Annotated in this window: 24 protein-coding genes and 1 pseudogene; 15 read left to right on the forward strand and 10 right to left on the reverse strand. The window is 69.7% G+C overall.

The window, feature by feature from the left end; genetic code table 11:
• Positions 1 to 52: 52 nt before the first annotated feature.
• Positions 53 to 1,201, reverse strand: a complete 1,149-nt coding sequence (locus tag B9C99_RS09305; protein ID WP_051033010.1) for a serine/threonine-protein kinase — start codon at positions 1,199 to 1,201, stop codon at positions 53 to 55.
• 274 nt (positions 1,202 to 1,475) lie between these two features.
• On the opposite strand from B9C99_RS09305, the gene B9C99_RS09310 reads away from it, so the two are divergent.
• The 4 genes from B9C99_RS09310 to B9C99_RS09325 are packed head-to-tail and all read left to right on the forward strand — an operon-like array spanning position 1,476 to position 5,544.
• Positions 1,476 to 2,237, forward strand: coding sequence for a hypothetical protein (locus B9C99_RS09310; protein WP_016692870.1), 762 nt, complete (start codon positions 1,476 to 1,478; stop codon positions 2,235 to 2,237).
• Positions 2,234 to 3,814, forward strand: coding sequence for a DNA polymerase Y family protein (locus tag B9C99_RS09315; protein ID WP_016692869.1), 1,581 nt, complete (start codon positions 2,234 to 2,236; stop codon positions 3,812 to 3,814). Before B9C99_RS09310 ends, B9C99_RS09315 begins: the two co-directional genes overlap by 4 nt.
• Before the next feature lie 15 nt (positions 3,815 to 3,829).
• Complete coding sequence (locus B9C99_RS09320) at positions 3,830 to 4,618, forward strand: alpha/beta fold hydrolase (protein WP_016692868.1); 789 nt, start codon at positions 3,830 to 3,832, stop codon at positions 4,616 to 4,618.
• Between the two features lie 11 nt (positions 4,619 to 4,629).
• A complete protein-coding gene (locus B9C99_RS09325; protein WP_088897636.1) occupies positions 4,630 to 5,544 on the forward strand; it encodes an exodeoxyribonuclease III in 915 nt (304 codons plus the stop codon).
• Between the two features lie 24 nt (positions 5,545 to 5,568).
• On the opposite strand, the gene B9C99_RS09330 is transcribed toward B9C99_RS09325, so the two are convergent.
• Positions 5,569 to 6,675, reverse strand: coding sequence for an alcohol dehydrogenase catalytic domain-containing protein (locus B9C99_RS09330; protein ID WP_016692866.1), 1,107 nt, complete (start codon positions 6,673 to 6,675; stop codon positions 5,569 to 5,571).
• Positions 6,676 to 6,725: 50 nt separating this feature from the next.
• On the opposite strand from B9C99_RS09330, the gene B9C99_RS09335 reads away from it, so the two are divergent.
• Entirely contained in the window at positions 6,726 to 7,250 is a 525-nt protein-coding gene (locus B9C99_RS09335; RefSeq protein WP_088897637.1) for a hypothetical protein, read from the forward strand.
• A gap of 55 nt (positions 7,251 to 7,305) precedes the next feature.
• Positions 7,306 to 8,184, forward strand: a complete 879-nt coding sequence (locus B9C99_RS09340) for a sucrase ferredoxin (protein WP_088897638.1) — start codon at positions 7,306 to 7,308, stop codon at positions 8,182 to 8,184.
• A 27-nt stretch (positions 8,185 to 8,211) separates the two neighbouring features.
• Here B9C99_RS09340 and B9C99_RS09345 read toward each other — a convergent pair whose 3' ends face one another.
• From B9C99_RS09345 to B9C99_RS09360, 4 genes and pseudogenes are all read right to left on the reverse strand, one after another.
• The gene (locus B9C99_RS09345) at positions 8,212 to 10,335 is read right to left on the reverse strand and encodes an MMPL family transporter (protein WP_088897639.1); all 2,124 of its coding nucleotides are present in this window, start codon (positions 10,333 to 10,335) and stop codon (positions 8,212 to 8,214) included.
• Between the two features lie 285 nt (positions 10,336 to 10,620).
• Positions 10,621 to 12,150, reverse strand: a complete 1,530-nt coding sequence (locus tag B9C99_RS09350; protein WP_088897640.1) for a multicopper oxidase domain-containing protein — start codon at positions 12,148 to 12,150, stop codon at positions 10,621 to 10,623.
• 74 nt (positions 12,151 to 12,224) lie between these two features.
• A pseudogene (locus tag B9C99_RS09355) lies at positions 12,225 to 13,366 on the reverse strand (RNA polymerase sigma factor).
• A gap of 2 nt (positions 13,367 to 13,368) precedes the next feature.
• Positions 13,369 to 13,776, reverse strand: a complete 408-nt coding sequence (locus tag B9C99_RS09360; protein WP_064063887.1) for a YciI family protein — start codon at positions 13,774 to 13,776, stop codon at positions 13,369 to 13,371.
• Positions 13,777 to 13,888: 112 nt separating this feature from the next.
• Between B9C99_RS09360 and B9C99_RS09365 the strand changes: the two genes are divergently transcribed.
• Positions 13,889 to 14,794: a D-isomer specific 2-hydroxyacid dehydrogenase family protein gene (locus tag B9C99_RS09365; RefSeq protein ID WP_064063847.1), complete on the forward strand. Its 906-nt coding sequence runs from the start codon at positions 13,889 to 13,891 to the stop codon at positions 14,792 to 14,794.
• On the opposite strand, the gene B9C99_RS09370 is transcribed toward B9C99_RS09365, so the two are convergent.
• On the reverse strand, positions 14,788 to 15,120 hold the full coding sequence (locus B9C99_RS09370) for a helix-turn-helix transcriptional regulator (protein ID WP_006550100.1): 333 nt from the start codon (positions 15,118 to 15,120) through the stop codon (positions 14,788 to 14,790). The two genes, B9C99_RS09365 and B9C99_RS09370, sit on opposite strands and share 7 nt — an antisense overlap.
• Positions 15,107 to 15,565 carry a hypothetical protein gene (locus tag B9C99_RS09375; protein WP_006550101.1) on the reverse strand — a complete coding sequence of 153 codons (459 nt, stop codon included), beginning with the start codon at positions 15,563 to 15,565 and terminating at the stop codon, positions 15,107 to 15,109. The genes B9C99_RS09370 and B9C99_RS09375 overlap by 14 nt, the downstream gene beginning before the upstream one ends.
• 187 nt (positions 15,566 to 15,752) lie before the next feature.
• Here B9C99_RS09375 and B9C99_RS09380 point away from each other — a divergent pair, with 187 nt between their 5' ends.
• Genes B9C99_RS09380 through B9C99_RS09390 form a run of 3 tightly spaced genes read left to right on the forward strand, consistent with a single transcriptional unit; the run spans position 15,753 to position 20,174 of the window.
• Positions 15,753 to 19,004, forward strand: a complete 3,252-nt coding sequence (locus tag B9C99_RS09380) for an error-prone DNA polymerase (protein ID WP_088897728.1) — start codon at positions 15,753 to 15,755, stop codon at positions 19,002 to 19,004.
• Between the two features lie 11 nt (positions 19,005 to 19,015).
• Complete coding sequence (locus B9C99_RS09385; protein ID WP_088897641.1) at positions 19,016 to 19,873, forward strand: DUF4349 domain-containing protein; 858 nt, start codon at positions 19,016 to 19,018, stop codon at positions 19,871 to 19,873.
• On the forward strand, positions 19,866 to 20,174 hold the full coding sequence (locus B9C99_RS09390; protein WP_016692855.1) for a rhodanese-like domain-containing protein: 309 nt from the start codon (positions 19,866 to 19,868) through the stop codon (positions 20,172 to 20,174). The genes B9C99_RS09385 and B9C99_RS09390 overlap by 8 nt, the downstream gene beginning before the upstream one ends.
• Here B9C99_RS09390 and B9C99_RS09395 read toward each other — a convergent pair.
• The gene (locus tag B9C99_RS09395; RefSeq protein ID WP_080597680.1) at positions 20,171 to 20,635 is read right to left on the reverse strand and encodes a tRNA (cytidine(34)-2'-O)-methyltransferase; all 465 of its coding nucleotides are present in this window, start codon (positions 20,633 to 20,635) and stop codon (positions 20,171 to 20,173) included. The genes B9C99_RS09390 and B9C99_RS09395 overlap by 4 nt on opposite strands.
• Positions 20,636 to 20,779: 144 nt before the next feature.
• On the opposite strand from B9C99_RS09395, the gene B9C99_RS09400 reads away from it, so the two are divergent.
• The 4 genes from B9C99_RS09400 (at position 20,780) to B9C99_RS09415 (ending at position 24,080) form a co-directional block, all read left to right on the forward strand.
• Complete coding sequence (locus B9C99_RS09400; RefSeq protein WP_088897642.1) at positions 20,780 to 21,487, forward strand: excalibur calcium-binding domain-containing protein; 708 nt, start codon at positions 20,780 to 20,782, stop codon at positions 21,485 to 21,487.
• A 155-nt stretch (positions 21,488 to 21,642) separates the two neighbouring features.
• Complete coding sequence (locus tag B9C99_RS09405; protein ID WP_088897643.1) at positions 21,643 to 22,674, forward strand: aldo/keto reductase; 1,032 nt, start codon at positions 21,643 to 21,645, stop codon at positions 22,672 to 22,674.
• Position 22,675: 1 nt separating this feature from the next.
• A complete protein-coding gene (locus tag B9C99_RS09410) occupies positions 22,676 to 23,404 on the forward strand; it encodes a GNAT family N-acetyltransferase (protein WP_088897644.1) in 729 nt (242 codons plus the stop codon).
• A 61-nt stretch (positions 23,405 to 23,465) separates the two neighbouring features.
• On the forward strand, positions 23,466 to 24,080 hold the full coding sequence (locus B9C99_RS09415) for a maleylpyruvate isomerase N-terminal domain-containing protein (RefSeq protein WP_088897729.1): 615 nt from the start codon (positions 23,466 to 23,468) through the stop codon (positions 24,078 to 24,080).
• Positions 24,081 to 24,090: 10 nt separating this feature from the next.
• On the opposite strand, the gene B9C99_RS09420 is transcribed toward B9C99_RS09415, so the two are convergent.
• On the reverse strand, positions 24,091 to 25,305 hold the full coding sequence (locus tag B9C99_RS09420; RefSeq protein WP_088897645.1) for a glycosyltransferase: 1,215 nt from the start codon (positions 25,303 to 25,305) through the stop codon (positions 24,091 to 24,093).
• Between the two features lie 119 nt (positions 25,306 to 25,424).
• Here B9C99_RS09420 and B9C99_RS09425 point away from each other — a divergent pair, with 119 nt between their 5' ends.
• On the forward strand, positions 25,425 to 26,900 hold the full coding sequence (locus B9C99_RS09425; protein ID WP_216359294.1) for a wax ester/triacylglycerol synthase domain-containing protein: 1,476 nt from the start codon (positions 25,425 to 25,427) through the stop codon (positions 26,898 to 26,900).
• Positions 26,901 to 26,904 lie beyond the last annotated feature (4 nt).

The raw sequence follows: 26,904 nt of genomic DNA on the forward strand, positions 1-26,904 counted from the left end.
TCTCGTCGCTCGCGCGCGAGATCGTCGACGAGAACTGCGGAGCCGGGGCGGATCAGACGATCAGCGCGATGATGACGGCGATGAGCAGCGCCACCACGATCACCGCGACCATCGCCGCCATCGCCAGGGGTGCATAGGCGACGATGCGGTCCTGCGGGTTGTCGGGCACGGGACCCTTCGGGAGCAGACGGTCGAGCAGATCCGCCGGGGCGAAACCCTTCGCCGATTTCTTCGGACCACCGGCGGCCTGCGTCGCGGCACCGAGGGGGCGGTCGACGAAGGAACCGCGGGGACGTGCGGGTTCGGCGAAGTGCGCGGAACGCTGTGCCCACGACGGGATCGTGCCGTCCTCGTTCTGGATGGGACGGCCGCGCAGGGCCGCCGCCGATCCGCTCGGTCCGAGGACCACGCGGGCGAGGAGATCGCGCGCCTGCGCCATCGTCGGGCGTCGCGCCGGATCGGGCTGGAGCATCTCGAGCAGGGGCTCGGTGAGCGGACCGGTGTGCGTGGGCATGATGATCTCGGCCCGGGCGACCCGGTGCAGCAACGCGATCGAGTCGGTTTCGAAACCGAAGGGTGGTTGCCCTTCCACCGCGGTGTAGAGGGTGGCTCCGAGCGAGAAGACGTCGCTGGCCTCGGTGGGGTCGTTGCCGCGCGCGACCTCGGGCGCGAAATAGGCGGGGGTGCCGATGATCACGCCGTCGGGGTCGTTGTCGCCCTTCGCGCGGGCGATGCCGAAGTCGCTGATCTTCACGATGCCGGCGTCGCGGCCGCGCTCGGCGATGAGGATGTTGCCGGGCTTGACGTCGCGGTGGACGATCCCGGCGGCGTGCGCGGCGGTGAGGGCGTCGGCGACGTTCGCGCCGATCTGCGCCACCACGTACGGCGGGAGGGTGTCGACGACGTTCATCACCTGCGCCAGGCTGCGGGACGGCAGGTGCTCCATGACGAGCCACGGTTCGCCGTAGTGCAGTGCCATGTCGTACATCGAGATGGCGTGCTCGTGGGCGAGCTGGGCGGCGGCCCGGCCCTCCCGGAGCGCGCGGCGGCGGAGATCCTCGGCCTCGTCGGGATCGAGGTCTGCGGTGGAGATCACCTGTTTGACGGCGACGTCGCGGCCCAGACGGTTGTCGCGGGCGAGCCAGACGGCACCCATGCCGCCACCGCCGAGCTTGGAGTCGAGCCGATATCGACCGGCCACCAAGTGATCCGGCCCTACGGCCCGTCCTACCCACGCCTGCTCCGCCACTCGATCGAGAGTAGTCGATCGGAGGTGTTCGCCCCGGCCGAAAGACGTGTGAGCTGCACTGTAGTCACCGGCGGGGGTGGTGCTTCCGGCTTGACGGGAAGGATTCGGGTCGGTTCTACTTGATGAAGATCGAAAGTATGTTCGAATAGAGTGCGAGCCGGGCCACGACTTCCCCGTGGTCGGCCGGTCGTGTGTGTCAGGCGGCAGGCGGATGACAGGGGTGACAGTGGGCGAGGTGGCCGAATTTCCGGTGGACGACGAGGAAGCGGGTCGCGCGGAGCGGATCGAGGCGCTGCGACGTCGGATCGCGGCAGTGTCGGCGCGGGGCGAGGTCCAGTCCGTCGCGCGAGGCCGGGTCGAGGCCTCTTCCGACCGCATCCTGCCCGTCCCGGCTCCGCTCGCGGAACTGTTGCCGCAGGGCGGACTGGTGCGCGGCAGCGTCGTCTCGGTGTCCGGCGCCACCTCCCTCCTCCTCGGGATGCTCGCGTCCGTGACGGCCTCCGGCGGGTATGCCGCCGTGATCGGTCAGCGCCGACTGGGTCTGCTCGCCGCCGCGGAGATGGGAGCCCGCCTGCACCGGCTGGCCGTGATCCCCGATCCCGGACCGGATCCCGTGGAGATCGCCGCGGTGCTGCTCGACGGGATCGACCTGGTGGTGCTGGGACTCGGTGGGGCATCGGTGCCCCCGTCCCGTGCTCGTGCGGTCGCCGCCCGGGCGCGGAGCAAGCAGTCCGTCCTCGTGGTCACGGACGGTCGCTGGGAAGGTGCCCACGTGCGACTGGAGGCGCGGGTCGACGGTTACCGGGGTGTGGACGGTCCCGGCCGGGACCGGCTGTGCGCGACCCGTCTGTCGGTCCGAGCGCACGGGCGGGCATTCCCTCCGCGCGCCACCCGCGTCGAGGTGTGCGCCGACCGCAGTGCCGTCGAGTGGGCGAGCGAGGAGCGGAATCGGCTGGAGGACGGGCGTTTCCGTAAAGCGGTCCGGTGAACGACTCGTCCTCCCGACGGGCACCCGCGCGGGTCGTGGCCCTCTGGTGCCCCGACTGGCCCGCGGTCGCCGCCGCCACCGCCGCGGAGCTGCCCGCGACCGTCCCGGTGGCGGTGCTCTCGGCGAATCGTGTCGTCGCCTGCTCGGCCTCGGCGCGGGCCGCGGGTGTCCGGCGCGGCCTGAGACGGCGTGAGGCGCAGGCGCGCTGCCCGGAACTGCATGTGGCCCGCTCGGATCCCGACCTGGAAGCGCGGACGTTCGAGGCGGTGGTGGCCGCGATCGATGCGGTGGCCCCGGGCGTGGAGGTGCTGCGCCCGGGTCTGGTGGTCCTCGCCGCGCGCGGGGTGGTCCGGTGGTTCGGCTCGGAGGAGGCCGCCGCGGAGGCCCTGATCGACGCGGTCGCGGCGACCGGCGTGGAATGCCAGGTCGGTGTCGCCGACGAGCTGTCCACCGCCGTGCTCGCCGCGCGACGGAACGCACTGGTCCCGACGGGGAGGTGTGCCGAGTTCCTGGCGCCGCTGCCGGTCTCGTATCTCGCGGTGGAACCGGCGCTGGCGGCTCCTCGACGGGCCGACACGGTGGATCTGTTGCGGCGTCTCGGTATCCGCACCATCGGAGCGTTCGCCGCGTTGTCCTCGATCGATGTGGCCTCACGCTTCGACGCGGACGTCGTGGCTGCGCACCGGAGCGCACGGGGCCTGCCGGAACGTCCCCCGTCGGGACGGCCGATCCCTCCGGATCTGACGGTCGAGCAGCCCTGCGACCCGCCGGTGGAGCGGGTCGACGCCGCGGCCTTCGCCGGTCGCGCACTGGCCGAACTGCTCCACACCCGGCTCGCGGCGGCGGGAGTCGCGTGCACGCGACTGCTCGTGACGGCACGCACTGGGGCCGGGGAGGAACTCGCGCGCACCTGGCGCTGCGCCGAGCCGCTCACCCCCGAGGGCACGGCCGATCGTGTGCGCTGGCAGCTCGACGGATGGCTCACCGGCCGCAACACGAACCGGCCCACGGCGGGAATCGTGCTGCTGCGTCTCGAACCGGTCGAGGTCGTCGCCGCCGGTGCGCTGCAACTCGGGTTGTGGGGCGGTGTCGGCGACGAGGACGAACGGGCACGTCGGGCGCTCGTCCGGGTGCAGGGCCTGCTCGGTGGGGACGCCGTCCGGATCGGGGTGCTCGGCGGCGGCCGGGGACCCACCGAACGGATCGTCCTCGTGCCCGTCGGCGACGAGGCGATACCGCACTCCGACCCGGACGCACCGTGGCCGGGCCGGCTCCCGCCCCCGGCTCCCGCACTGGTGTTGCACACACCTCCCGCGATCCGGCTGGACGACGACGTGGGGAATCCGGTCTCGGTGACCGAGCGCGGGCTGCTCAGCGGGTCACCTGCTCGGCTGCGATGGGGAAGTCGCAGCTGGACGGTGATCGGATGGGCCGGTCCGTGGCCGGTGGACGAGTACTGGTGGGATCCGGCCGTCGCCCGGTGCGCCGCCCGTCTGCAGGTGCTGCTCGAGGAATCACGGGCTTTGCTGGTGTTCTTCGGTGCCGACGGCTGGCGGGTGGAGGGCGTCTACGACTGAGTAGGCTCGAGCATCATGAGATCTCCGGTCCTCACCGTCGCGCCGAACGGGGTCGCCCTGGCGTATCGCGAATACGCTGCGTCCCGCGAATCCGCGGGGTCCGCCGCCCGTTCCGTGCCCGTACTGCTGGTGCACGGGATGGGCGGTGATGGGCGCACGTGGACCCGGTTCGCCGGAGCCCTGGTGAAGGCGGGCCGACGGGTGGTCACCGTCGACCTGCGCGGGCACGGACGCAGCGGCCGGGCCCCCTCGTACCGTTTCGACGAGTTCGCCGCCGACGTCGCCGGCCTGTGCGCCCACCTCGACGTCGAGGCCGTCGATCTCGTCGGGCACTCGCTCGGCGGTCACGTGGGATCGCTGGTCGCGCAACAGAATCCCGGCCTCGTCCGACGGCTCGTCCTCGAGGAGACACCCCTGCCGCTGCGGGAGGGGGATCCGGTTCCGGAGGTGCCGGCCCACCGCCCGACTCCCGCGGAGCTGTGGCACGCCGCGACCAGCATGGCGCTCAACCCGCGCGCGGTCACCGCCTTCGACCGTTCGATGACACCGTCGGTCGTCGCCCAGTTCCACACGCCGAATCCGGTGTGGTGGCAGCACCTTCCGTCCCTCACTGCCCCGACCCTGCTGTTGCGCGGAGTGCGGCGCGGCAGCATGGTCGACCCGCGCCTGCTGACGGCGGCAGTCGAGGCGCTGCCTTCGGCATCCGTGCGGGAGGTCGGCTGCGGGCACAGCATCCATCGCGACCGTGCCCGCGATTTCGCGGCGGCGGTCGTCCCGTTCCTCACGGATCGAACGGTTGCCTAGACTGGACGATCGTGCGCATCGCGACCTTCAACATCAACGGAATCCGCGCCGCACAGCGACGTGGGTTCGAGAACTGGCTGCGTGAGCGCAACCCCGACGTGGTGGCCCTGCAGGAGGTACGTGCTCCGGCGGCCGCGATCCCGCAGGGTGTCTTCGGCAAGTACCACCTCGCCTACGACGAGGGCACCCTTCCCGGCCGCAACGGCGTCGGGATCCTGACCCTGCACGAACCCGCCGCCGTGCGCACCTGGAGCGGCACCGCACTGTTGCGACTTCCCGGTGAGGAACACGTCGACCGGATCGAGTTCGATCGGGGACCGCTGGCTCGCGGACTGTCCGAATTCGCCCACGAGGGGCGGTACGTCGAGGTGGATCTCGCCGACGCGCCGATCACCGTGGCGTCGCTGTACCTGCCGAAGGGTGGGCTCCCGGCGCACCTCCAGAAGCCCGGGCGCATGCGCGACGAGCCGGACGGTGGGGTGCGTTACCAGCGCAAGATGCGGTTCCTGTCGGCCTTCGCCCGGCAGCTGACCCGTAGCCGGCTCGCGGCGCGCGCGCAGGGGCGGGAGTTCCTGATCATGGGTGATTTCAACGTCGCCCACACGCGTTACGACGTGCGCAACTGGCGGCGTCGCGGGCAGGCCGAGGGTTTCCTGCCCGAGGAACGCGCCTGGTTCGATTCGCTGCTGTCGCCGCGCACGCTCGTCGACGTCGTCCGCCGGCATCATCCCGAGGTCGACGGTCCCTACTCGTGGTGGTCGTGGCTGGGGGAGTCGTTCGCCTCCGATTCCGGGTGGCGGATCGACTACCACCTCGCCACCCCGCGATTGGCCCGGACCGCGATCTCCGCAGGGACCGACCGCGATCCGGCGCCGGACCGGAGGATCAGCGATCACGCGCCGGTCGTCGTGGACTACGACATCTGAACCGACAGGGACATGGATGGATGTTCAGTCCATGGTGAGGATCTGACGGAGGGCGGTTCCGTCGGCCAGGGCGTCCATGGCCTCGTTGATCCGGTCCAGCGGCAGACGGTCGGTGACGAGCCGCTCGACCGGCAGTCGCCCCTCGCGCCACATGTCCACGAAGCGGGGGATGTCGCGGGCCGGGACGGCGGAGCCGAGATAGCTGCCCACCAGCGAGCGGCCTTCGCCGACGAGAGCGGTGGGCGAGATCTCGAGCCGGGCGTCGGGCGCGGGTAGTCCGACGGTGATCGTGGTGCCTCCCGGTCCGGTGAGCGCGACCGCCGTGGTGAGCGCGGGCACGCTCCCCGCGGCCTCGATGACCAACCGTGCCTTCACGCCCTGCTCGACGGCCTCGTCCGGCGAGAGCACGAGTTGTGCTCCCAACGAACGTGCCGTGTCGCGCTTGTCGGGGGAGGTGTCGACGGCGATCACGGTGACGTCGTCGTGGGCCAGCGCCACGAGCAGCGCGGCCATCCCCACTCCGCCGAGACCGACGACGACCAGCGTGTCCCCGGCCTGAGGACGAGCGGCATTGACGACCGCACCGCCACCGGTCAGCACGGCACAGCCCATCAGCGCGGCGACCTCGGCGGGGACGTCGTCGCCGACACCGACGAGCGACCGCGTGTCGACGACGGCGTGGGTCGCGAAGGCCGATGCTCCCAGGTGGTGGTGGACGTCGTTCCCGTCGCGGTGCAGCCGCCGCGCGCCCGACAGCAGGGTCCCCGCAGCGTTCGCGGCCGATCCGGGGATGCAGGGGCGGATGCCGTTGCTCGCGCAGCCCTCGCATTCGCCGCAGCGGGGCATGAAGGTCATGACGACCCGCTCGCCGACGGAGAATCCGGTGGTGTCGTCGCCGAGTTCGACGATGCGTCCGGCCGCTTCGTGCCCGAGGAGCATGGGCACCGGCCGGGGCCGGTTGCCGTCGACCACGGACAGATCGGAGTGGCACACACCGGCGCATTCGATCTCGACCAGCGCCTCACCCGGTCCCGGTGGGTCGAGTTCGAGAAGGTCCACGCTGAGCGGGGTGGACTTCTCGTACCGCCGTCGACGTCCGATCTCCTCCAGGACTGCTCCGGTGATCTGCACGGGTCTCCCTTCCGTAGGGTCGCGGATTCTCTGCCCCTAGCATCACGAGCATGACACTCACCCGGGCGGACCGCTTCCTCATCGGTGCTGCCGCCGTCTTCCTCGTGTCCCAGGCGAACATCGGCCGGGTCCTCGGCTCCACGGCCCCGACGGTGGGCACCGTCCAGACCACCTTCTCGGCCTCGAAATACCGGAAGATCCTCGAGGATCTCGGTCCCGAGGAGATCGAGCGCTACCGGGAGCACTACTACTGGGACATGGTCCACCCGGCGACCTTCGCGATCGCGCTGCGGGCCGGTGCGCGCTCGCTCGACAAGCACCGCCCGCTGTCGCCGAGGACGCGTCGGATCCTGATGGCGGCGCCGGTCGTCGCCGCGGCGGGGGATTACGTCGAGAACGTCGTCGGCCTGTACCTGCTGGATCACCGCACCCGGATCGACGACCGGACGGTCCGGGCCGCCTCGACCGTCAGCGTCACCAAGTGGGTGCTGGCGCTGGGCAGTTTCGCGTACCTGTCGCAGGGATTCCTGCGGATGTGGGGCGGTGCGGCACGGCGGCTTCTTCGCCGCGGCTGACCGGTCACCGCGGGGTGCCGGGCCGTCACGAGGGTGTCCGGGCCACAATGTCCGCGTGACCACCATTGCCGCTCCCACCTGTTCCGCACTGTCCGCGCTCGACGAGCCGCTGCCCGGTACGGCGGCCACCGCGCCCGGCTACGTGTGTCTCGAGGTGCCGACGGGTTGGGGACGCGACGTGCTCGACGGCACCGCCCTCGGCGCCGAGTTGTCGGACGAGCTGTCCGCCCGGGCGAAGGTCGCGGACGTGCGGATCCTGTTCATCCGGAGACCCGGCCGCGACGTGGTGCGGGAGACCCGGACCGTCCTGCTGGCCCGCACCGAACCGGGGAACACCTGGTGCGAGCGGCTCGAGATCACCGAGCCGGCGGAGCTGCTCGACATCGTCCCGCGCGTGGTCGCGGGTCCCGCCCTCGGTATCGGTGCCGCCGTGCAGGACCCGATCGCCCTGGTGTGTGCCCACGGCAAACGGGACCGGTGCTGCGCTGTGCTGGGGCGTCCGATCGCGGCGGCTCTGACCGCCGAGTTCGGGCAGGACGTGTGGGAGTGCTCGCACACCGGCGGACACCGTTTCGCGCCGTCGATGATCATGCTGCCGACCGGGTACACCTACGGACGGCTCGGTGAGGACGACAGTCTCGACGCGGTCCGCGACGCCCGGAACGGACACGTCCACGCGGGTGGCCTGCGGGGTCGCAGCACCTGGGGTGCGGCCGGGCAGGCCGCCGAGATCGCGGTACGGGAGTCGATCGACGAGTTCGCGATCGACGCCGTGACGGTCGAGGACGGGGACGAGCCGATCGTGCGTCACCGCGACGGCCGGGCATGGCGGGTCGGGGTGGAGACCTCGGAACTACCGGCCCGGCCGGCGAGCTGCGGTGCCGCGGCCAAGCCGGCGCGTCCCGTCGTCGCGACGACGATCACGCCGCTGTAGCGACACCCCCGACACCTGCCCTGCGGTCTAATGACCCAGTCCGACCTTCGCGTGCACGCGCTTCATCCACGCCGGTGCCCACCAGTTGGCCTCACCCATGAGCTTGACCAGCGACGGCACGAGCAGCATGCGCACGATCGTCGCGTCGATGATCAGCGCGACGATCATGCCGACGCCGAGGAACCGCATGATCGACAGGCCGGAGATGGTGAAGGCCCCGGTGACCACGATCAGCAGCAGTGCAGCGGCGGTGACGACACGTCCGGTGCGGGAGATGCCGTACTCGACGGCCTCGACCGTGCTCGCTCCGGCCGCGCGGGCCTCCATCATGCGCGACATGAGGAACACCTCGTAGTCGGTCGACAGGCCGAACACCACGGCGAGGATGAGGACGACGAAGGTCGGCTCCATCGCCGCGGGAACGACGTGCAGCCACGAAGCACCGTGGCCCAGCTGGAACACCCAGGTCAGCACACCGAAGGTCGCGGCGAGGCTCAGTGCCGCCATGAGCACGGCCTTGATCGGTAGTGCCACCGACCCGAATGCCAGGAACAGCAGCACCAGGGTCGAGAGCACCATGATCGTGATCATCCAGGGGAGCGAATCCGAGACGGCCTGATTGGCGTCGTCGACGAGGGCCCGGCCACCGCCGACGAGCAGATCGGTGCCGTCCGGCACGTCCAGGGCGCGCAGTTCGCCGGTGATCTCGCTCGCCCGTGCGGTGCCGTCCACGCCCTGCGCGTAGAGGCCCTGCAGGACCACCACGTCGGACTCCTGCCCGACGATGACGGTCTGCGAGATGCCGTCGACCTTGGCGACCTCGGTGGACACCGTGCGCACTGCAGCGCTGTCCGGGGCCTGCCCGTTCTCACCGCGCAGGACGAGCGTGGCGCCGTTGCCGGTGCTCGGGAACTCGTCGAGCAGGGTCTGGGTGGCCGCGCGAGCCTGGCTGTCCTCGGGCAGCGCGGTGTACTCGATCTCCCCGAACCGTGCTTCGAACACAGGCGACGCGAGTACGAGGAGACCGCCGGTGATCACCACCGCGATCAGGGCGGGACGGCGCACGACCTTGCGGACGACCCCGCCCCAGAAACGACGCGCCCGCGCTTCGGCGCGGGTGGAGGTCTCACGGTCCCAGGTCCACGCGTTGATGCGGTGGCCGAGCATCGTCAGCAGCGCGGGAACCGCGGTCAGCGACAGGACGGCGGCACCGAGGACGGCGGCCATGGCCCCGAGGCCGAGCGACCGCAGCACCGTCTGCGGGAAGACGAGCATGCCCGCGAACGCGCAGATCAGCAGGGCAGCGGAGAACATCACGGTGTGACCGGCGGTGGACATCGTCCGCTTGACCGCCGAGGTGACGTCCGAACCGGCCGCGAGTTCCTCGCGGTAGCGGCTGACGATGAACAGGCCGTAGTCGATCGCCAGACCCAGACCGATCAGCGACGTGATGTTCAGCGCGTACGACGACACCTCGGTGAAATTCGACAGCAGACGCAGGGTGGCGAGGGACGAGAAGATCGCGAGCACACCCACGAAGACCGGGACCGCGGCGGCGATCACCCCGCCGAAGATGAACACCAGCAGCACCAGCGTGATGGGCACCGCGATGAGCTCGGACCGGACGAGATCGCTCTCCAGGGTGTCGGTGAACTCGATCGCGACCACGGTGTTGCCGGCGAACTGCGATTCCACGCCGGGCACCTCGAGCAGGTCGAGGGCTTCGGGGAAGCTCGCGGCGGTGAGCCCGGAGTTCGCGCCGAGCGTGATCGAGGCAGCCACGCTGCGTTGGTCGGTCGACAGCAGCAGCTGGTTCATCGGCGGCGGAGCGGTCCAGTAGGTCTGGATCGACTCGGCGGGGACGGCGTCCTGGAACTCGGCGAGGGTTCTCTCGATGTCGGGACGGATGTCGTCGACCGTGCGTCCCTCGGGTGCGGTGTAGAGCGCGATGATGTCCGCGGCCTGCGACCCGAAGTTCTCGTAGATGATCTGCTCGACCTCGACGGCCTCGCTGTTCGGGTCGTAGTAGCCCGTGCCGGTCAGCTTGCCGAAGATCCCGACGCCCCAGGCGCCGGCGAAGAGCACGACGAGCAGCACGATCGCCAGTACCCATCGGCTCCTGGTGACGACGATCTCGGCCCAGCGACTCATGCCCACTCCCGGTTCCGCTGACGATTGTGACGATCGGCAACTGTACTGGCGTGGAGTGGGAGGGCTTCACTCTGCTCGGCCGGAACGGCCGCGAGATCAGGGGAGGAAGTAGGTGGACCGACGCGCCGGATGCCTCACGGCACGTTGCGCAACGTGGCTCCAGCCGGACGGTATTCCACGAAGGCGGTTTCTCATTGGCTCCGGGGCGTACGCGACGCGCCGATCCACACTCCTCAACAGGGCTGGGCGGGGATCCATTCCCGGCCCTGCCGGACGTGACCGGGTTCACCCGCCGTCGTGGGCATGGTGGGCCGTGCCGGCCGCCTGCGTCACGTCGTGCACCTCGTCGGCGCCGACCACCACGAACTGTCCCATCATGCCGCTGTCCTCGTGTTTGAGCAGGTGACAGTGGTACATGTACGGCATCGCCGGATCGGTGTGGCGACCGAACGGAACGAGCAGCCGCACGGTCGCCGCCGGCGGGACGAAGACGGTGTCCTTGCGACCAGCCAGGGACGGATGGTCGGGACTCACCCCGGTCATGCCGAGGATCTCGAACTGCACGTCGTGGATGTGGAAGTTGTGGATCGTGCCGCTGACGTTGCGCACCTCCCACAGTTCGGTGGTGCCGGCGACGACCACCTCGTCGATCCGGCCCATGTCCATCTCGCGATCGTTGATGGTCGTCGACGAGGTCAGGTCGATGCGGCGGGTGCTGCTCGGTTCCCCGAGCTCCGGAAGGGTGGTCAGCCTCTCCGGGATCGCGGCCGACGATCCGAGGACGGGTGCCGCCCGCAGCTCGAGGACGTCCATGCGGTCGTCGCCACCGGAGAAGCGGTCCTGCCAGAAGCCGGCCTTCAGCTCGGGCGGGGTGCTGCGCAGCACGTGCCTCGAACCTGCTTCCGGCCGGACGACGATCTCGGCACGCTCACCCGGCGACAGCCGGAGACTGCGGACGGCCCGCGGCTCCTCGAGCAGACCACCGTCGCTGCCGACGACGAGGAACGGCATCCCGGTGTCGAACGAGAAGTTGTAGACGCGCGCGTTCGACGCGTTGAGCACCCGGAGCCGGACCGTCTCGGTGCCGACGTCCAGGAACGGCCGCGGTGTGCCGTTGACGAGGATCTCGTCGCCGAGCGTGCCGACGTCGGCGAAGATCGCGTTGCTGTCGTCGAGCTGGTCGCCGTCGAACTTCCGGTCCTGGACGACGAGGGGGATGTCGTCGACCCCGTAGTCGTGGGGGAGCGGCGACGTGCCGGGCTCGTCGATCAGGAACATGCCCGCGACGCCCCGGTACACGTGCGCGGCGGTGGAACCGTGCAGGTGCGGGTGGTACCAGAGGGTCGCGGCCGGTTGATCGACGGTCCAGTACGGCGACCATGTCGTTCCGGGCTCGATCGGCTGGTGCGGTCCGCCGTCCATCGCCGCGGGCAGGTGCATGCCGTGCCAGTGCATCGTGCTCGTCTCGCCGAGTTCGTTCGTGACGTTCACGCGCACGTTCTCGCCGCGCACGGCGCGGAGGGTGGGTCCGAGATAGCTGCCGTTCACGCCCCATGTCCGGGTGTCGGGGCCGTGCCCGAGGTCGGTCGTGCCGCGCTGCATGGTCAGGTCGAACACGCGCGTGCCGTCGGCGTCGACGGTGCCCGACTCGACGGGAGGGATGCGCAGGGCGGTGTCGAAGTCGACGCGTCCGGTGGTGTCGAGCGCGCGCGTGGTCCACGCGTGGACGGCCAGGCCACCGATGACCGCCACGAACGCGATGAAGAGCACGAAGGGTATGGCGAGCAGGCGCACCAGGAGTTTCACGACACCCATGCTCGTTCTCCCGCACCGTCGGCACATCCGGCGTGGCACCGGATTTCGTGGTGGGGGAGAACCCTGACGGAACCTCAGGAAACGCTGTGCAGGCGTGCCGCCTGCCGCACGAGATGGTCGCGTTCGGGCACGCTGGTCGCCAGGTGCGCGGCCTCGGCGTAGAGCCGGGCCGCCGTCGCGGTGTCGCCGGCGCGTTCGTGGAGATACGCCGCGGCCGCCGTGTACCGGGGCAGGCTGGGGTCGAGCTCGGCCATTGCTGCGAGACCGGCGTGGGGTCCGTCGGCCTCACCGACCGCGACGGCACGGTTGAGACGGGCCACCGGGTTGTCGGTGAACCGCAGGAGCTCGTCGTACCACTCGACGATCTGCACCCAGTCGGTCTCCTCCGCGGTACGCGCGTCGGCATGCAGGGCGGCGACGGCGCGGCCTGCGCCTGGAACTCGCCGAGCCGGTCGCGGGCGAGCGCGGCCTGCAGGATCTCCACGCCCTCCGAGATCAGACGCGTGTCCCACAGGCTGCGATCCTGTTCGGTGAGGGGAACGAGACTGCCGTCCGGCCGGATGCGCGCCGCTCGCCGGGCGTGATGGAGCAGCATCAGCGCGAGCAGACCCGACACCTCGGGGTGGTCGATCACCGCTGCCAGCCCGCGCGTGAGCCGGACGGCCTCGGTGGCCAGGTCGACGTCACCCGAATAGCCCTCGTTGAACACGAGATAGAGCACCCGCAACACCGTCGCGACATCGCCCGGCCGATCCAGCCGGACGTCCGCGATCGTGCGCTTGGCCCGGCTGATGCGTTGGGCCATCGTCGCTTCCGGAACGAGATAGGCCTGCGCGATCTGCCGGGTCGTCAACCCGCCGACGGCACGCAGGGTGAGCGCGACCGCCGAGCCGGGCGTGAGCGACGGGTGGGCACACAGGAAGTACAACGCGAGCGTGTCGTCCACCGGTGTGCCCGGCCCCGGCCGGGGCTCGGCGTCGACGAGGATCTCGCGGCGTCGACGGGACGCATCGGCGCGCACGGTGTCGAGGAATCTGCGCCACGCCACCGCGACCAGCCAGCCCTTCGGGTCGCGCGGCGGATCCTCCGGCCACACCCGCAGGGCTTCGACGAGCGCGTCCTGGACGGCATCCTCGGCCGACGCGAAATCCGCTCCGCGGCGGACGAGGATGCCGATCACCGTGGGGACGAGCGTGCGCAGCAACGCCTCGTCCACGTCTACTCCGTGACGGTCGGCGGTTCGGACATGAACGGTCGCACCTCGAGCCATTCGTGGATCGGCTTCCCGCCGGCTCCCGGCGCGGCCGACAGTTCGCCGGCCAGTTCCAGTGCCCGGTCGTAGCTGTCGACGTCGATCACCATCCACCCGGCGATGAGATCCTTCGTCTCCGGGAACGGCCCGTCGGTGGCAGGGGGACGTCCCTCACCGTCGTAGCGGACGAAGGTGCCCTCCGGGGAGAGCGCCTGCGCGTCGACGAACTCGCCGGTGCTCTCGAGACGGGCGGCGAAATCCTGCATGTACCGGATGTGGGCCGACACCTCGTCCGGCTCCCACTGATCCATGGGTACGTCGTTCACCGCTGCCGGGGCGCCGCGGTAATGCTTGAGCAGCAGGTACTTGGCCATGATGTTCTCCTCCGTGCGGTACGGCCCATTGTGGCCGCGTTCATGGAGGAGACGGAGCCGCTTCCGGATTCTCGACATCCCTCCGCGAACGATTCGAGGTTAGGGTCGCGGCATGCGTATTCATCTCGGACCGGGCCACGACGAACACCTCGCCGCCGCGATCGTCTCCGGCGGTGGAACCCTCTCCGAACTGGACGAGGCCGACGCCCTGGTGTGGGACGGCAGCGCCGAGGAATTCCCGGATCTGCCCGACCGGGTGCGCTGGGTGCAGCTCACCTACGCGGGTATCGAACCGTTCTTCCGGGCGGGCGTGATCGACGACCGCCGGCTGTGGGCGAATGCGTCCGGTGTGTACGCCGACAACGTGGCCGAGTACGCGGTGGGAGCGCTGCTCGTGGGGTTGCGGCAGTTCCACGCCTCGGTTGCCGCGAAGCGGTGGACCAAGGACGTTCTCGACCCGCGGGTGCGGACCCTCCACGGCTCGACCGTGGCCATCGTCGGATGCGGCGGTATCGGCCGGGCGATGATCCCGCGCCTGCATGCCCTCGGCGCGTCCGTCGTCGCGGTCAATCGTTCGGGCCGTCCCGTCGACGGCGCGAAGGTCACGCTGCCGGCCGACCGCACGTCGGAGGTGTGGTCGATGGCCGATCACTTCGTCGTCGCCGCACCCGCGACCGCCGAGACCGATCATCTCGTCGACGCCGCCGCGCTCGCGGCGATGCCCGGGTCGGCGTGGCTCGTGAACGTCGCGCGGGGCAACCTCGTCGACACCGACGCGCTGGTGAAGGCGCTCGGGGACGGTGCGATCGCCGGGGCGGTCCTCGACGTGACCGATCCCGAACCGTTGCCCGACGGTCATCCGCTGTGGGATCTCGACAACGCCGTGATCACACCGCACATCGCCAATACGCGCAGCCGGCTGACGCAGACGTTCGCGCCGACCCTCGAGGAGAACGTACGCCGGTTCGCCGCGGGTGAGGAGTTGATCGCCCGGGTCGATCCGAACGCGGGTTACTGAGGCCGTTCGGCCGCCTTCTTGATCGCGGACAGGCGGCGGTCCCAGCCTGCCCCCACGGCGTCGATCGCACGCCCGACCGCGCTCAGCCGCGATCCGACGGCGGAGAAGCGGATCTCCCGTCCGGCGCGCTCGGAGGTCACGAGACCGCACCGTTCGAGCACCGCCAGATGCTTGGCGATGGCCTGACGGGAGACCGTGAACTCGGCCGCGAGCCCGGACGCCGACGCCGGGGATCGGCCCAGTCGCTGCAGGATGCGCCACCGGGTGTCGTCGGCCAGGGCCGCGAAGACGGGATGCAGGTCGGCGGAGAACTCAGCGTCGGGCAACGCTTCCGTCCTTCTCGAGATGGTGCTTGGCGATCTCCAGTTCGGTGGTCCAGCCCCGGGAGTTCTCCTCGAAGCGGGTGCGGCGTTCGCTCGCGTCGCCGGGCAGGGAGTCGAATCCGGTTTCCGTGACGCGTAATTCGGTCGTGTCGGTGTCGAGGGCGGTGAGCCGGAACTCGACGAGGGTCGACGGGCTGTCGGGATCGGTGTGGTCGGCGAGCCAGCGGAAGGCCGCGTAGTGCGGTTCGTCGAGGGTCACGGTGCGGAAGACGAAGGCGCCGTGGACCGGATCGTGCACGGTGGTGAGATCTCCGTCGTGTTCGAGGCGGTGCTCGGTCCACTCGTTGTCGTTGATGTACCAGCCGGGTTCGGCCACGAGTGTCCACACCCGGTCCACGGGGGCGTCGATGGTGATGTCGCGTTCGATGCGGTCGAGTTCGTCGGTCATGATTGCCTCCTCCGATAGGAATGCAACTCCAGGGTTGCACTTGCTGGCCCGTGATGCAACCCCCTGGTTGCAGTCGATCGTGCAGTTCTCGTCGCCGACTCCCGGCGTGTCGCGACGAGAACTGCGCGTGTTCGAACGTCTCGTTCGAACACATGTGCGATACTGGATCGGTCGAGGAGGTGCCGGAGTGGGATGGGGAAACGGTCCGCCGACCTGGTCGGAGATGGAACGTGTGCTCTCGGGACGACCCGGCACTTCCCGTCGCGATGCCGAACATCCCGGCGACGGGAGCGACAGTCCGGCGTGGTCGCGCACCCGCGCCGAGTACGAGGCGCGGGTCCGACGTCCGGAAGGGCCGGTCGTGCCCTACGCCGAACTGCACGCCCACTCCGCGTTCAGCTTCCTCGACGGTGCCTCCACGCCGGAGGAACTCGCCGAGGAGGCGGCACGACTCGGACTCGAGGCCCTCGCGGTGACCGACCACGACGGACTGTACGGGGCGGTGCGATTCGCCGAAGCCGCACGCGAACTCGACATCCGCACCGTCTTCGGAGCCGAGCTGGGCCTCGACGATGCGCACCTGCTCGTCCTCGCCCGCGGTCAGGAGGGCTATCGACGCCTGTCGCGGCAGATCGCCGACGCCCACCTCGCGGGAGGGGGGAAGAACAACCCGACGTACGACTACGACGCGCTCACCGATGCTGCCGGTGGGCACTGGCAGATCCTCACCGGTTGTCGTCGGGGGCACCTGCGACAAGCGCTCGCCACGGGCGGGGTCCCTGCCGCCGAGGCGGCATTGCTCGACCTCGTCGACCGGTTCGGTGCCGACCGCGTGACCGTCGAACTCACCCGTCACGGATATCCCGACGACCACGAACGCAACGCAGCCCTCTTCGAACTTGCCGGGCGACACGGCATTCCGTGCATCGCGAGCACGGCGGCGCACTTCGCGCACCCCCGTCGGCGACGTCTGGCGATGGCCGTGGCGGCGATCTCCGGCCGGCAGAGTCTCGACGACGCCGTCGGCCGGATCCCGCCGACCGGCGGCGGGCACCTGCGGTCGGGGGAGGAGATGGCACGGCTGTTCGAGGCCTTTCCGGGTGCCGTGCACCATGCCGCCGAACTGGGTCGTGAATGCGCCTTCGACCTGCGTCTCGTCGCACCGAAACTGCCGCCCTTCGATGTTCCCGACGGGCACACCGAGTTCACCTGGCTGCGCGAACTCACCTACGACGGGGCGCGTCGCCGTTACGGTCCGGTCGAGCGCCGCCCCGACGCCTATCGGCAGATCGAACACGAACTCGACGTCGTCGGCCGGCTGGGGTTTCCGGGATACTTCCTCGTCGTCCACGACATCGTCGACTTCTGCAAGCGGAACGACATTCTCTGCCAGGGAAGAGGGTCGGCCGCCAACTCGGCGGTCTGCTACGCGATCGGCATCACCAACGTCGACCCCGTCGGCAACAAGCTGCTGTTCGAACGCTTCCTGTCGCCCGAACGCGACGGTCCACCCGACATCGACCTCGACATCGAATCCGACCGGCGCGAGGAGGCGATCCAGTACGTCTACCGCAAGTACGGACGGATCAATGCCGCGCAGGTCGCGAACGTCATCACCTACCGCGGTCGTTCCGCCGTCCGCGACATGGCCCGTGCCCTCGGATACTCACAGGGGCAACAGGACGCGTGGAGCAAGCTGATCGGCCGGTGGGGTGGGGTGCGGGTCGAGACCGACGAACGGATCCCGGAGACGGTTCTCGATCTCGCCGAACAGATCGAAGGTCTCCCACGGCATCTCGGCATCCACTCGGGCGGCATGGTGATCTGCGACCGGCCCGTCGCCGACGTGTGCCCCGTCGAGTGGGCGCGGATGGAAGGGCGCACCGTCCTGCAGTGGGACAAGGACGACTGTGCCGCAGCGGGTCTCGTGAAGTTCGATCTGCTCGGCCTCGGCATGCTCTCCGCGCTGCACTACATGATCGACCTCGTCGACGAACACGAAGGCGTCCGAGTCGATCTCGCGCACCTCGACCTCTCCGAACCGGGGGTGTACGAGATGCTGTGCCGCGCCGACTCGGTGGGCGTCTTCCAGGTGGAGTCGCGGGCGCAGATGGCCACTCTGCCGCGGTTGAAGCCGCGCTGCTTCTACGATCTGGTCATCGAGGTGGCCATCATCCGGCCCGGCCCTATCCAGGGCGGTTCGGTGCACCCCTACATCCGGCGGCGCAACGGTCTCGAACCCGTCACCTACGACCATCCGTGCCTCGAGAATGCCCTCGAACGCACCCTCGGCGTTCCGCTCTTCCAGGAGCAGCTCATGCAGATGGCCGTCGACGCCGCGGGATTCACCGCGGCGGAGGCCGACCGGTTGCGTCGCGCCATGGGATCGAAACGGTCGACGGAGAAGATGGAGCGTCTGCGAGGACGTCTCTATCAGGGCATGCGGGACCTGCACGGCATCACGGGAGACGTCGCCGACCGCATCTACGAGAAGCTCTACGCCTTCGCGAATTTCGGTTTCCCCGAGAGCCACTCGCAGAGCTTCGCCTCGCTGGTGTTCTATTCGGCGTGGTTCAAGCTGCACCATCCCGCAGCGTTCTGCGCGGGCCTGCTGCGTGCTCAGCCGATGGGTTTCTACTCGCGGCAATCGCTGGTCGCCGATGCCCGACGTCACCGTGTGGTCGTCCACGGCCCCGACATCGGGGCGAGCCTCGCGCACGCCACCCTCGAGAACGAGGGTCGCGAGGTCCGGCTCGGCCTGGCGACGGTGCGGCACATCGGCGACGATCTCGCCGAACGCATTGTGACCGAACGCAGTGCCCACGGCCCGTACACCTCGCCCGCCGACCTCGCCGCCCGCGTCGGTCTCACCACCGCGCAGGTCGAGGCACTGGCCACCGCAGGAGCGTTCTCCTCGTTCGGTGTCACCCGCCGCGAAGCCCTCTGGGGTGCGGCCCCGGCCGCGGCACAACGCCCCGGACGGCTTCCCGGGATCGGGACGGTGCCGGCTCCGGCCCTGCCGGGCATGAGCGCTCTCGAACTCGCCGCCGCCGACGTCTGGGCCACGGGAATCTCGCCCGACAGCTATCCGACGCAGTTCCTGCGCGAGAGGCTCGACGAACTCGGGGTGATCCCGGCCGCTGACCTGTTGCAGGTCCCCGACGGGACACGCATCCTCGTCGGCGGGGCCGTGACCCACCGGCAGCGACCGGCGACCGCCGCCGGTGTCACCTTCCTCAACCTCGAGGACGAGACCGGAATGGTGAACGTGGTGTGCTCGGTCGGCCTGTGGGCGCGCTACCGGACGGTGGCCCACACCGCTCCCGCCCTGCTCGTCCGCGGCCGGCTCCAGAACGCCGAGGGGGTGGTCACGCTCCTCGCCGACCATCTCGAAGCCATGGATCTGCGAATGCAGAGCAGATCACGCGACTTTCGCTAGCATCGCCGGGTGTGAAACGCCTGTCGCTGGTGTCGTTGGCTCTGTTCGCGCTGGTCGTCACCGGCTGCGACGAGGGTGGGGGAGGCGAGGGCTCCTCGGCGTCCGCGCCGGCGATCTCGGCACCCGCGATCGTCGACGGCGGTCTCCGCGAGTCGCAACCCGCCGAGGAGTCCGACCGCAAGGAGGTCGTCACCGGCTACCTCGAGATGGATGCCGGCGATCCCGTGGCGACCGGCCGCCGGGTCGTGACGGTCGTCGAGGAGGCCGGTGGGCGCGTCGACTCGCTCACCGAACAACCGGAGACGAGCAGCATGCTCACGGTGCGGGTGCCCGCCGAGCGGCTCGACGAGGTCGTCGACGAGATCCGCACGCTCGGCCGTGTCACGAGCTTGAGCACCACCCGCGACGACGTGACGATGCAGTACACCGATCTCGAAGCCCGAGTAGGGGCGTTGCGGGCCTCGGTGGACCGCCTGCGGGCACTGCTCGAATCGTCGGCCGACGTCGAGGCACTGATCGCCGCCGAGACCGCCCTGGCCGAACGACAGGCCGAACTCGACAGTCTCGAGGCGCAGCGACGTCAGCTGGGCGACCGGATCGAACTGTCCACGCTCACCGTCGACATCACTACCGATCGCCTTCCCTCCGAGCAGGACAGTTTCTGGGACGGGCTGGTCGCAGGATGGAACAGCCTGTGGGCCGCGCTGGGGGCAGCGGTGGTCGGTATCGGCGCCGCGCTACCGTGGGTGGCGTTCCTGTTCGTGTGTGCAGGTGTCCTCTACCTGGTCATCCGGCTCATCACCCGACGGGAACGTTCGTCCGGAACCACCGGGACGCCCGATACCGAGAGGACCGACAGCGATGCGTGAGGTCGACCTGGCCGCACTCGAATCCGCGCTCACCGACGGGGCGACCGTCATCGACGTGCGTGAACGCGACGAATACGCCCAGGTGCGCGTACCCGGCGTCACGAACATCCCGCTCAGCGAGTTCGTCGCGCGGATCGACGAGATCCCCACCGAGGGCACCGTCTACGTCGTCTGCGCCGTGGGTGGCCGCAGTCTGCAGGCCGCGCAGTATCTCGCCGGTCGCGGAGTCGACGCCGTGTCCGTCGCGGGCGGCACCGACGGATGGGCCCGCTCGGGTCGTCCGGTGGAGAGCGGCGCCTAAACCCCTCCGGGGAAACCGTGCTGCCGCCACGCCTCGTAGCAGGCGACGGCTGCGGCGTTCGACAGATTCAGTGAACGACGCCCGGGCAGCATGGGGATACGGATCTGTTCGGTGATGTGCGGGTCGGCGAGCACCTCGGGCGACAGCCCGGTCGGTTCAGGGCCGAACAGCAGCACGTCGCCGGCCCGGTACTCGATCTCCGCATAGCTCGACGTGCCGTGCGCGGTGAACGCGAACACCCGCTCGGGGGCCAGCGCCGCCCACGCGGCATCGAGGCTGCTGTGCACGGTGACCGACGCGAGATCGTGGTAGTCCAGGCCCGCACGGCGCAGTTTCGGCTCGGACAGGTCGAAGCCGAGGGGTTCCACCAGGTGCAGTTCAGCGCCGGTCGCGGCGACCATGCGTATGGCATTGCCGGTGTTGGGGGGAATGCGCGGCTCGTGGAACATCACTCTGAACACGATGCAGGTTAACAAGTCGGCACTGTGTGGCCCGGCTCGCACGCCCCTCCCACCTGCCTCGGTGAGGTTTCCGAATCGTCGGTGTAACACACCGATCGGTACCGGCGACGTTCTGCGGAACGTATTCCTCAGAACGGATCGAGCATGAATCCTCCTGCCGGTTGGCATCCCGACCCCTACGACCCGTCCATCGATCGCTACTGGGACGGTCAGCAGTGGACGAACCAGACCAGGCCCAAGGGCAGCGGCGACCCCACGCAGGTGTTCGGGGCTGTCGGCCAGGGTGGCAATCCTCCTGCCGGAGGTGGGCAGAAGCGACGCAAATGGCCGTGGGCGCTCGGCGCCGGCCTCGTCGGACTCGTGGCGCTCGGTGCCGCTGTCGGTGACGAGGAACCGAAGACGGAAACCTCCTCGGTGGTGTCCACGACGAGCAGTTCGGTGGCTCCGACCACGACGACGGCGAAGCCGACCACGACGACGCCTCGGACGACGACACCGGCGCCCACCACGACCTCCGACTCACCTGCCGTGGTGCCGTTGGTTCCCCAGGTCGGAACGACCGTCGTGGAAACCACGACGGAGTACACCCCGCCGCCCGCTCCCGCATACACTCCGCCGGCGACGACGGAGTACACGCCGCCCCCGACGCCCGAGTACACCCCGCCGCCGGTCACGCAGTACACGCCCCCGCCCGCTCCTGCGTACACGCCACCTCCGGTGCAGCAACCGTCGGTGTCGTACAAGAACTGCTCCGAGGCGAAAGCAGCAGGGGCTGCCCCGATTCTGCGCGGGGAACCCGGATACGCATCGCGTCTCGACAAGGACAACGACGGCATCGCCTGCGACAAGTAGTGCGCGCTCCGGTGTTCGGGTGTGCCTGTCACATCCGAACACCGGTGACGGTGCATTGTGCGCAGCCTGAGCGGAACCGGTGACAGTCCGGAAGCGCCCGTGATCGAGTGGCGTGGACCCGAATTCCGCTGGAACCGAAAGGCGAACCCCGCCCGATGTCGCACGGCACCGTCGAAACTCCGTACACCGCATCCGAGGACCGTTACGAGACGATTCCCTACCGTCGCTCGGGGCGGTCCGGGCTCGACCTGCCGGCCTTCTCGTTCGGCCTGTGGCAGAAGTTCGGTACGGACTATCCGTTCGAGACGCAGCGGGAGATCATCCTCCACGCCTTCGATCTCGGCATCACCCACTTCGACAACGCCGACCGGTACGGTCCGCCGCACCGCGCCGCGCAGAAGAACTTCGGCCGGATCCTCGGCAAGGACCTCGCGCCCTACCGGGACGAGATCATCCTGTCGACGAAGGCCGGCAACCCGATCGGTCCCGGTCCTTACCAGAAGGGCGGGTCGCGCAAGTCGCTGCTGGGCTCGCTCGAGCACAGCCTGCGTGATCTCGGCACCGACTACGTCGACATCTTCTACAGCCACAGCCCGGACCTGTCGACGCCGCTCGAGGAGACCGTCGGGGCACTCGTCTCCGCGGTCGAGCAGGGGAAGGCGCTCTACGTCGGCATCTCGAACTATCAACCGGACCGTGCGCGCGAGGCCGCGGCACTCCTGCGGGAAGCCGGTGCCCCGCTGCTCGTCCATCAGCCGCGCTACTCGATCTTCGACCGCAGCATCGAGCAGAACGGTCTGCTCGATGCTGCCGAGCAGGACGGCTTCGGACTCGTCGTGTATTCGCCGCTCGCACAGGGACTTCTGACCGACAAGTACCTCGAGACCATCCCGGACGGTGCGCGAGCGGTGGACAGCGCGTTCCTCTCCCCGGACGTGATCGACGAGACCTACCGGCAGCGCGTCACCGAACTCGACAAGCTCGCCCGGTCGCGTGGGCAGTCGCTGGCCCAACTGGCGCTGCAGTGGGTGCTCCGGCAGCCTGCCGTGACCTCGGCGCTGGTCGGTGCGAGCTCGACCTGGCAGCTCGACCACAACCTCGAGGCGCTGAGCTTCCCGCCGCTCACCGACGACGAACTCGCCGTCATCGACGAGTACGGCGTCCACGGCACCGGGCTCGGTCTCTGACATGACTGCGGGTGCTTCGCCGGCGGTCGACGCCGTCGAGGTGGACGAGGACGTCCATCCGCTCGACGATCCGATCCGGCAGTCGCTGCGTGGAGTGCATGCGCGCTTCGCGCGGTGGTCGGGCCGGATCGGCGGATACCACCCCGACGTCGCGGGGCACATCGGACACCCGGCAGTGATGACCGACGAGGACTGGACGCACCTGGCCGCGCTCGTGGGTCCGTCGGTCGAGGTGGCCGTGCGCGGACCCGGGCACACACCACCACCCGGCTGGGAGGTGCTCGGCTCGTTCGGGCTCGTCCAGATGGACGGGACGGACCTGGTCGTCGAACCCGATCCGGACCTCGTGGTCCTCGGCCCCGCGGATGTCCCGGAGATCCTCGAACTCGTGGCCCGCACCCGACCGGGACCGTATCTGCTGCGAACCGTCGAGATGGGCACCTATCTGGGCATCAGGGTGAACGGACGTCTCGTCGCGATGGCGGGGGAGCGTCTGCATCCGCCGGGATGGACCGAGATCAGTGCCGTGTGCACGGACGCCGAGTTCCGGGGATGCGGATTCGGCACGCGCCTGGTCAAGGCCGTCGGTGCCGGTATCCGCGCACGCGGCGAGATCCCGTTCCTCCACGCATCGGCCGCGAACACGACCGCCATCCGGCTCTACGAGAACCTGGGATTCACGCTGCGCAAGCGATCCGTGCTCACCCGCGTGCGCACACCGACGGTGTAGCCGGGAGACGCGTGCTTTCATTCTCGTGTCGGGTTCGATCCGGTCGACCGCGGGAGATGTCATGGAATCACCGGTAGCGACGTATGTCTCGGCGGTACGCAGCTTCTCGGAGCTGGTCCGTGTCGTGCCGATCGACCGCTGGGACGGCCCCGGCCTGGGTGAGTGGGACCTCCGAGCGCTGATCGGCCACACCTCGCGCTCGTTGACGACCGTCACGACCTATCTGGACGGTCCCGCCGACACCGAGGACCTCGCGAGCGCGGAGCAGTACTACGTGCACGTCAAGGAACTCACCTCGGTTCTCGGTGCGGAGGACATCGTCGAACGCGGACGTCGTGCCGGTGCCGACCTCGGCGACGACCCGGTGGCCACGATCGATGCCCTGTCGACCGCGGTGATCGAACGGTTCGGTGCCGGCGAGGACCGTCTGATCCGGGTGATCGGAGACAAGGGGATCCGGTTGCACTCCTATCTGCCGACGCGCACCTTCGAGCTCGCCGTCCACGGTCTCGACATCGCAGCTGCGGCGGACGTCCCCTTCACGCCTCCGGCCGACGTCCTCGAAGAGGCAACCCTGCTGGCCACGAGGATCGCGCTGGCACTCGGCGACGGTACGACCGTGCTGCGGGCCCTGACCGGACGGACGTCGCTACCGGACGGTTATTCCGTCGTGTGAGCGGAGACGTTCAGCGCAGCCGGGACCGGAACATCCGATCCTCGAGCAGCGCGAGCACGGATGCCGGGGGAGGCAATCGTGCGATCTCGACGCGCAATTGCTCGGCCCCGCGGCGGAGAGAGCCCGAGGACAGCGCGTCGAGGGTGATCCCTCCGATCTCCGCCGAGGTTACGGTGACGGGATCGACCGTGGTCCCTGCGCCCAGCGCGACCAGACGTCGGGCGTTGAGTTCCTGGTCCGCGCCCATCGGAAGCGCGACGACCGGAACGCCGTGGGTGAGCGCACCGATGACGCTGCCCGATCCGCCGTGATTGACGACGAGATCGACGTGCGGGAGCACCGCCGACTGCGGCACGAACCGCTCGATGCGGACGTTGCCGCCCGGTGAGGGCAGGGTGGCCGGGTCGACGTCGCGGCCGACCGTGACGAGCACGCGCGCAGGTAGTCGGTGGAGTCCCCGGACGAGACGGCCGAAGAGATCACCGGACTCGGTGTTGAAGACGGTACCCAGCGTGACGTACACGCGGTGGGGCTTCTCGCCGCTACGAAGCCAGTCGATCGCGGGGTGTCCGTGGGACGCGAGCGACGGGCCCGGCCCGATCGAGACGGCTGTGGCGGGCAGGGGGAAGTCGGGATCGCGGAACGACGGCGGGAACGGTGAGATGACGAGATCCCGTTTCAGGAAGGAGAACTCGGGATCCGAGGGGAGTCCGTGGGTCGCCCGCAGTCGTCCCAGTGGCTCACGGATGCGGTCGATCCGGGTGAGCGCTCCGGACGCGATCACGTCGACCACCACGCGGGGAACGGCGGCGTGTTCGGCCGCCGTCATCGCACCGAAGTCCATCTCGTCGCAGATCACCAGATCCGGATGCCAACGGTCGACGACATCGCAGACCAGGTCGAATCGTCGCGCCGCGAGCGCACCGGCGAAGTGGGTGCCGATCACCGAGTACTCGTGGTCGAGGTCCGGAGGAGCGAGCGTGCCCGTGGACCGTCCGGAAGGAGATGTCGTGTCCCCCTCGGGGAAGTACGCGTCGAAGCCTTCGGCGCCTGCGAGGACGTCCGCCTCCCCGCACACGCCGAGACGGTGGCCGGCCCCGCGCAGGACGTCGGCGATCGGGAGCATCGGTGCGAGATGGCCGAGGCCGCCTGCGAACGAGAACAGGACGCGACGCGCGGCCCGGCCTCGTGTGCTGCCGGTCGTCGATCCGACTCGGTGCGCCATGGCCGAATTACACCGCTCCGCGTTCCTGTACGCGAATCGCCGACCGGATGTGACCTCGAGCGGTAACTGGTTCAATCGAGAGGCACGAGCAGCGGGCGACCCGGGAGAGAACCATCGCGATGACACGCCGACGCGGAATTCGACTGGCCGCGCGGGACGCGCTCCACGTCTTCGTGGGGGACACCGACCCCGAAGCCCCGCCGCCGACCATGGTGAGTTTCTACGTCTTCGACGCCCGGGCAGGCGAAGCCCCCATCCGCACCCGTGAGGATGCCGTCACCTGGATCGGGGAGCGTCTGCATCGGGCACCGGCGCTCGGCCGACGTCTGCACCGCGTGCCGGCGAACCTCGACTTCCCCTACTGGGTGGAGACGGACGTCGATCCGGACGATCACGTCCGGTACGAGACGATCGGACCGACCTCGCGCAGCGAGTTGCATCGGCTGCTCGCGTCGACGAAGGAACGCCGTCTCGACCTGTCCGCACCGCCGTGGGAAGTGCACGTCCTGAGCGACATCCGCGGTGTCGAGGACCTTCCCGAGGGCGCCACCATCGTCGCGTTGCTCCTGCACCACTCGGTGACCGACGGGCTCGGAGCCGTCGAGATCGCTCGTGCGCTGCTCGACGATCCGGCTGCCGCCCCTTCGACGGGAGGACGCGTCGTCGCCGTGCCGGGACCGGTCCGCGCGGCGGTCTCGCTGCCCTTCCGGTACGCGAGGATGCTCCCGGCTCTGGTCGCAGCACGTCGCGCTCGACGAGCACTGGGTGATCTCACCACCTCGGGGGAGATCACCGCGCCCCGGCCGCAGCGTCCCCGCACCCGCTTCGACACCGACGCCGGCGGCCCCTGGCAGTTCGGCGTCGTCCGTATGCCGTTGCCGGAGGTGCGTGCCGTCGCGCGCGCCACGGATACCTCGGTGAACGACGTGATCCTGACGGTCGTCTCGGGCGGACTGCGCGCCTACCTCGCATCCCACGAGGAAATTCCCGCCGACTCGCCGGCGGCGATCGTTCCGGGATCCCTCCGGGACGGAGCGGGAGCGGAGTCGGAGAACAAGGTCACGCTCATGTATGTCGACCTGCACCTCGATCGGGCTGATCCGCGCGAGCGGCTCCGCCGAGTCCACGAGTCGGCCGCTCTCGAGAAACAGCGCATCCGGCGTCCGGAGGCGGCTGCCTCCGTTGCGGCGGTGGATGCATCGCCCGCGTTCGACCTGGCGATGACGATCCGGCGAGCGCACCGCGGGCGGGTGGGGCCCACGGGAGACGTGGTGCCGCTGGCCAACACCACCGTGACGAATGTGCCCCGCGGGCCGGTCGAGGGACTCCGCTTCGGGGACAGTCCCGCCGTCGAGGCGATCGGTACTCCGATGCTCAACCGGAACTACGGTCTCGTCCACTCCGTGACATCCCTCGGCGAGGCCCTCACCTTGTCTTTTCTGGCCTCGGACTCCTGCATGCCCGACCCCGGGCAGTACGAGCGGCATCTCGCCGAGGCCTTCGCGGAACTGGCCCGGGAGTGCCTGCCTCCGGGCGCGCGGACGGTTTCCGGTACCGGCCGCGCTTCGACGCCGGACGGGCGCCTGGAAGAATGAACGA

The sequence above is a fragment of the Rhodococcus sp. BUPNP1 genome, from assembly GCF_002215235.1.
Classification (GTDB): Bacteria; Actinomycetota; Actinomycetes; order Mycobacteriales; family Mycobacteriaceae; genus Rhodococcus.

Bases quoted from the DNA above. Each gene is read 5' to 3' on its own strand.
- B9C99_RS09345 (WP_088897639.1), bottom strand. From the start codon at position 10,335: ATGAGTCGCTGGGCCGAGATCGTCGTCACCAGGAGCCGATGGGTACTG.
- B9C99_RS09420 (WP_088897645.1), bottom strand. From the start codon at position 25,305: ATGGCGCACCGAGTCGGATCGACGACCGGCAGCACACGAGGCCGGGCC.
- B9C99_RS09365 (WP_064063847.1), top strand. From the start codon at position 13,889: ATGCGTATTCATCTCGGACCGGGCCACGACGAACACCTCGCCGCCGCG.
- B9C99_RS09350 (WP_088897640.1), bottom strand. From the start codon at position 12,150: ATGGGTGTCGTGAAACTCCTGGTGCGCCTGCTCGCCATACCCTTCGTG.
- B9C99_RS09360 (WP_064063887.1), bottom strand. From the start codon at position 13,776: ATGGCCAAGTACCTGCTGCTCAAGCATTACCGCGGCGCCCCGGCAGCG.
- B9C99_RS09375 (WP_006550101.1), bottom strand. From the start codon at position 15,565: ATGACCGACGAACTCGACCGCATCGAACGCGACATCACCATCGACGCC.
- B9C99_RS09425 (WP_216359294.1), top strand. From the start codon at position 25,425: ATGACACGCCGACGCGGAATTCGACTGGCCGCGCGGGACGCGCTCCAC.
- B9C99_RS09405 (WP_088897643.1), top strand. From the start codon at position 21,643: ATGTCGCACGGCACCGTCGAAACTCCGTACACCGCATCCGAGGACCGT.
- B9C99_RS09400 (WP_088897642.1), top strand. From the start codon at position 20,780: ATGAATCCTCCTGCCGGTTGGCATCCCGACCCCTACGACCCGTCCATC.
- B9C99_RS09320 (WP_016692868.1), top strand. From the start codon at position 3,830: ATGAGATCTCCGGTCCTCACCGTCGCGCCGAACGGGGTCGCCCTGGCG.
- B9C99_RS09410 (WP_088897644.1), top strand. From the start codon at position 22,676: ATGACTGCGGGTGCTTCGCCGGCGGTCGACGCCGTCGAGGTGGACGAG.
- B9C99_RS09335 (WP_088897637.1), top strand. From the start codon at position 6,726: ATGACACTCACCCGGGCGGACCGCTTCCTCATCGGTGCTGCCGCCGTC.
- B9C99_RS09415 (WP_088897729.1), top strand. From the start codon at position 23,466: ATGGAATCACCGGTAGCGACGTATGTCTCGGCGGTACGCAGCTTCTCG.
- B9C99_RS09390 (WP_016692855.1), top strand. From the start codon at position 19,866: ATGCGTGAGGTCGACCTGGCCGCACTCGAATCCGCGCTCACCGACGGG.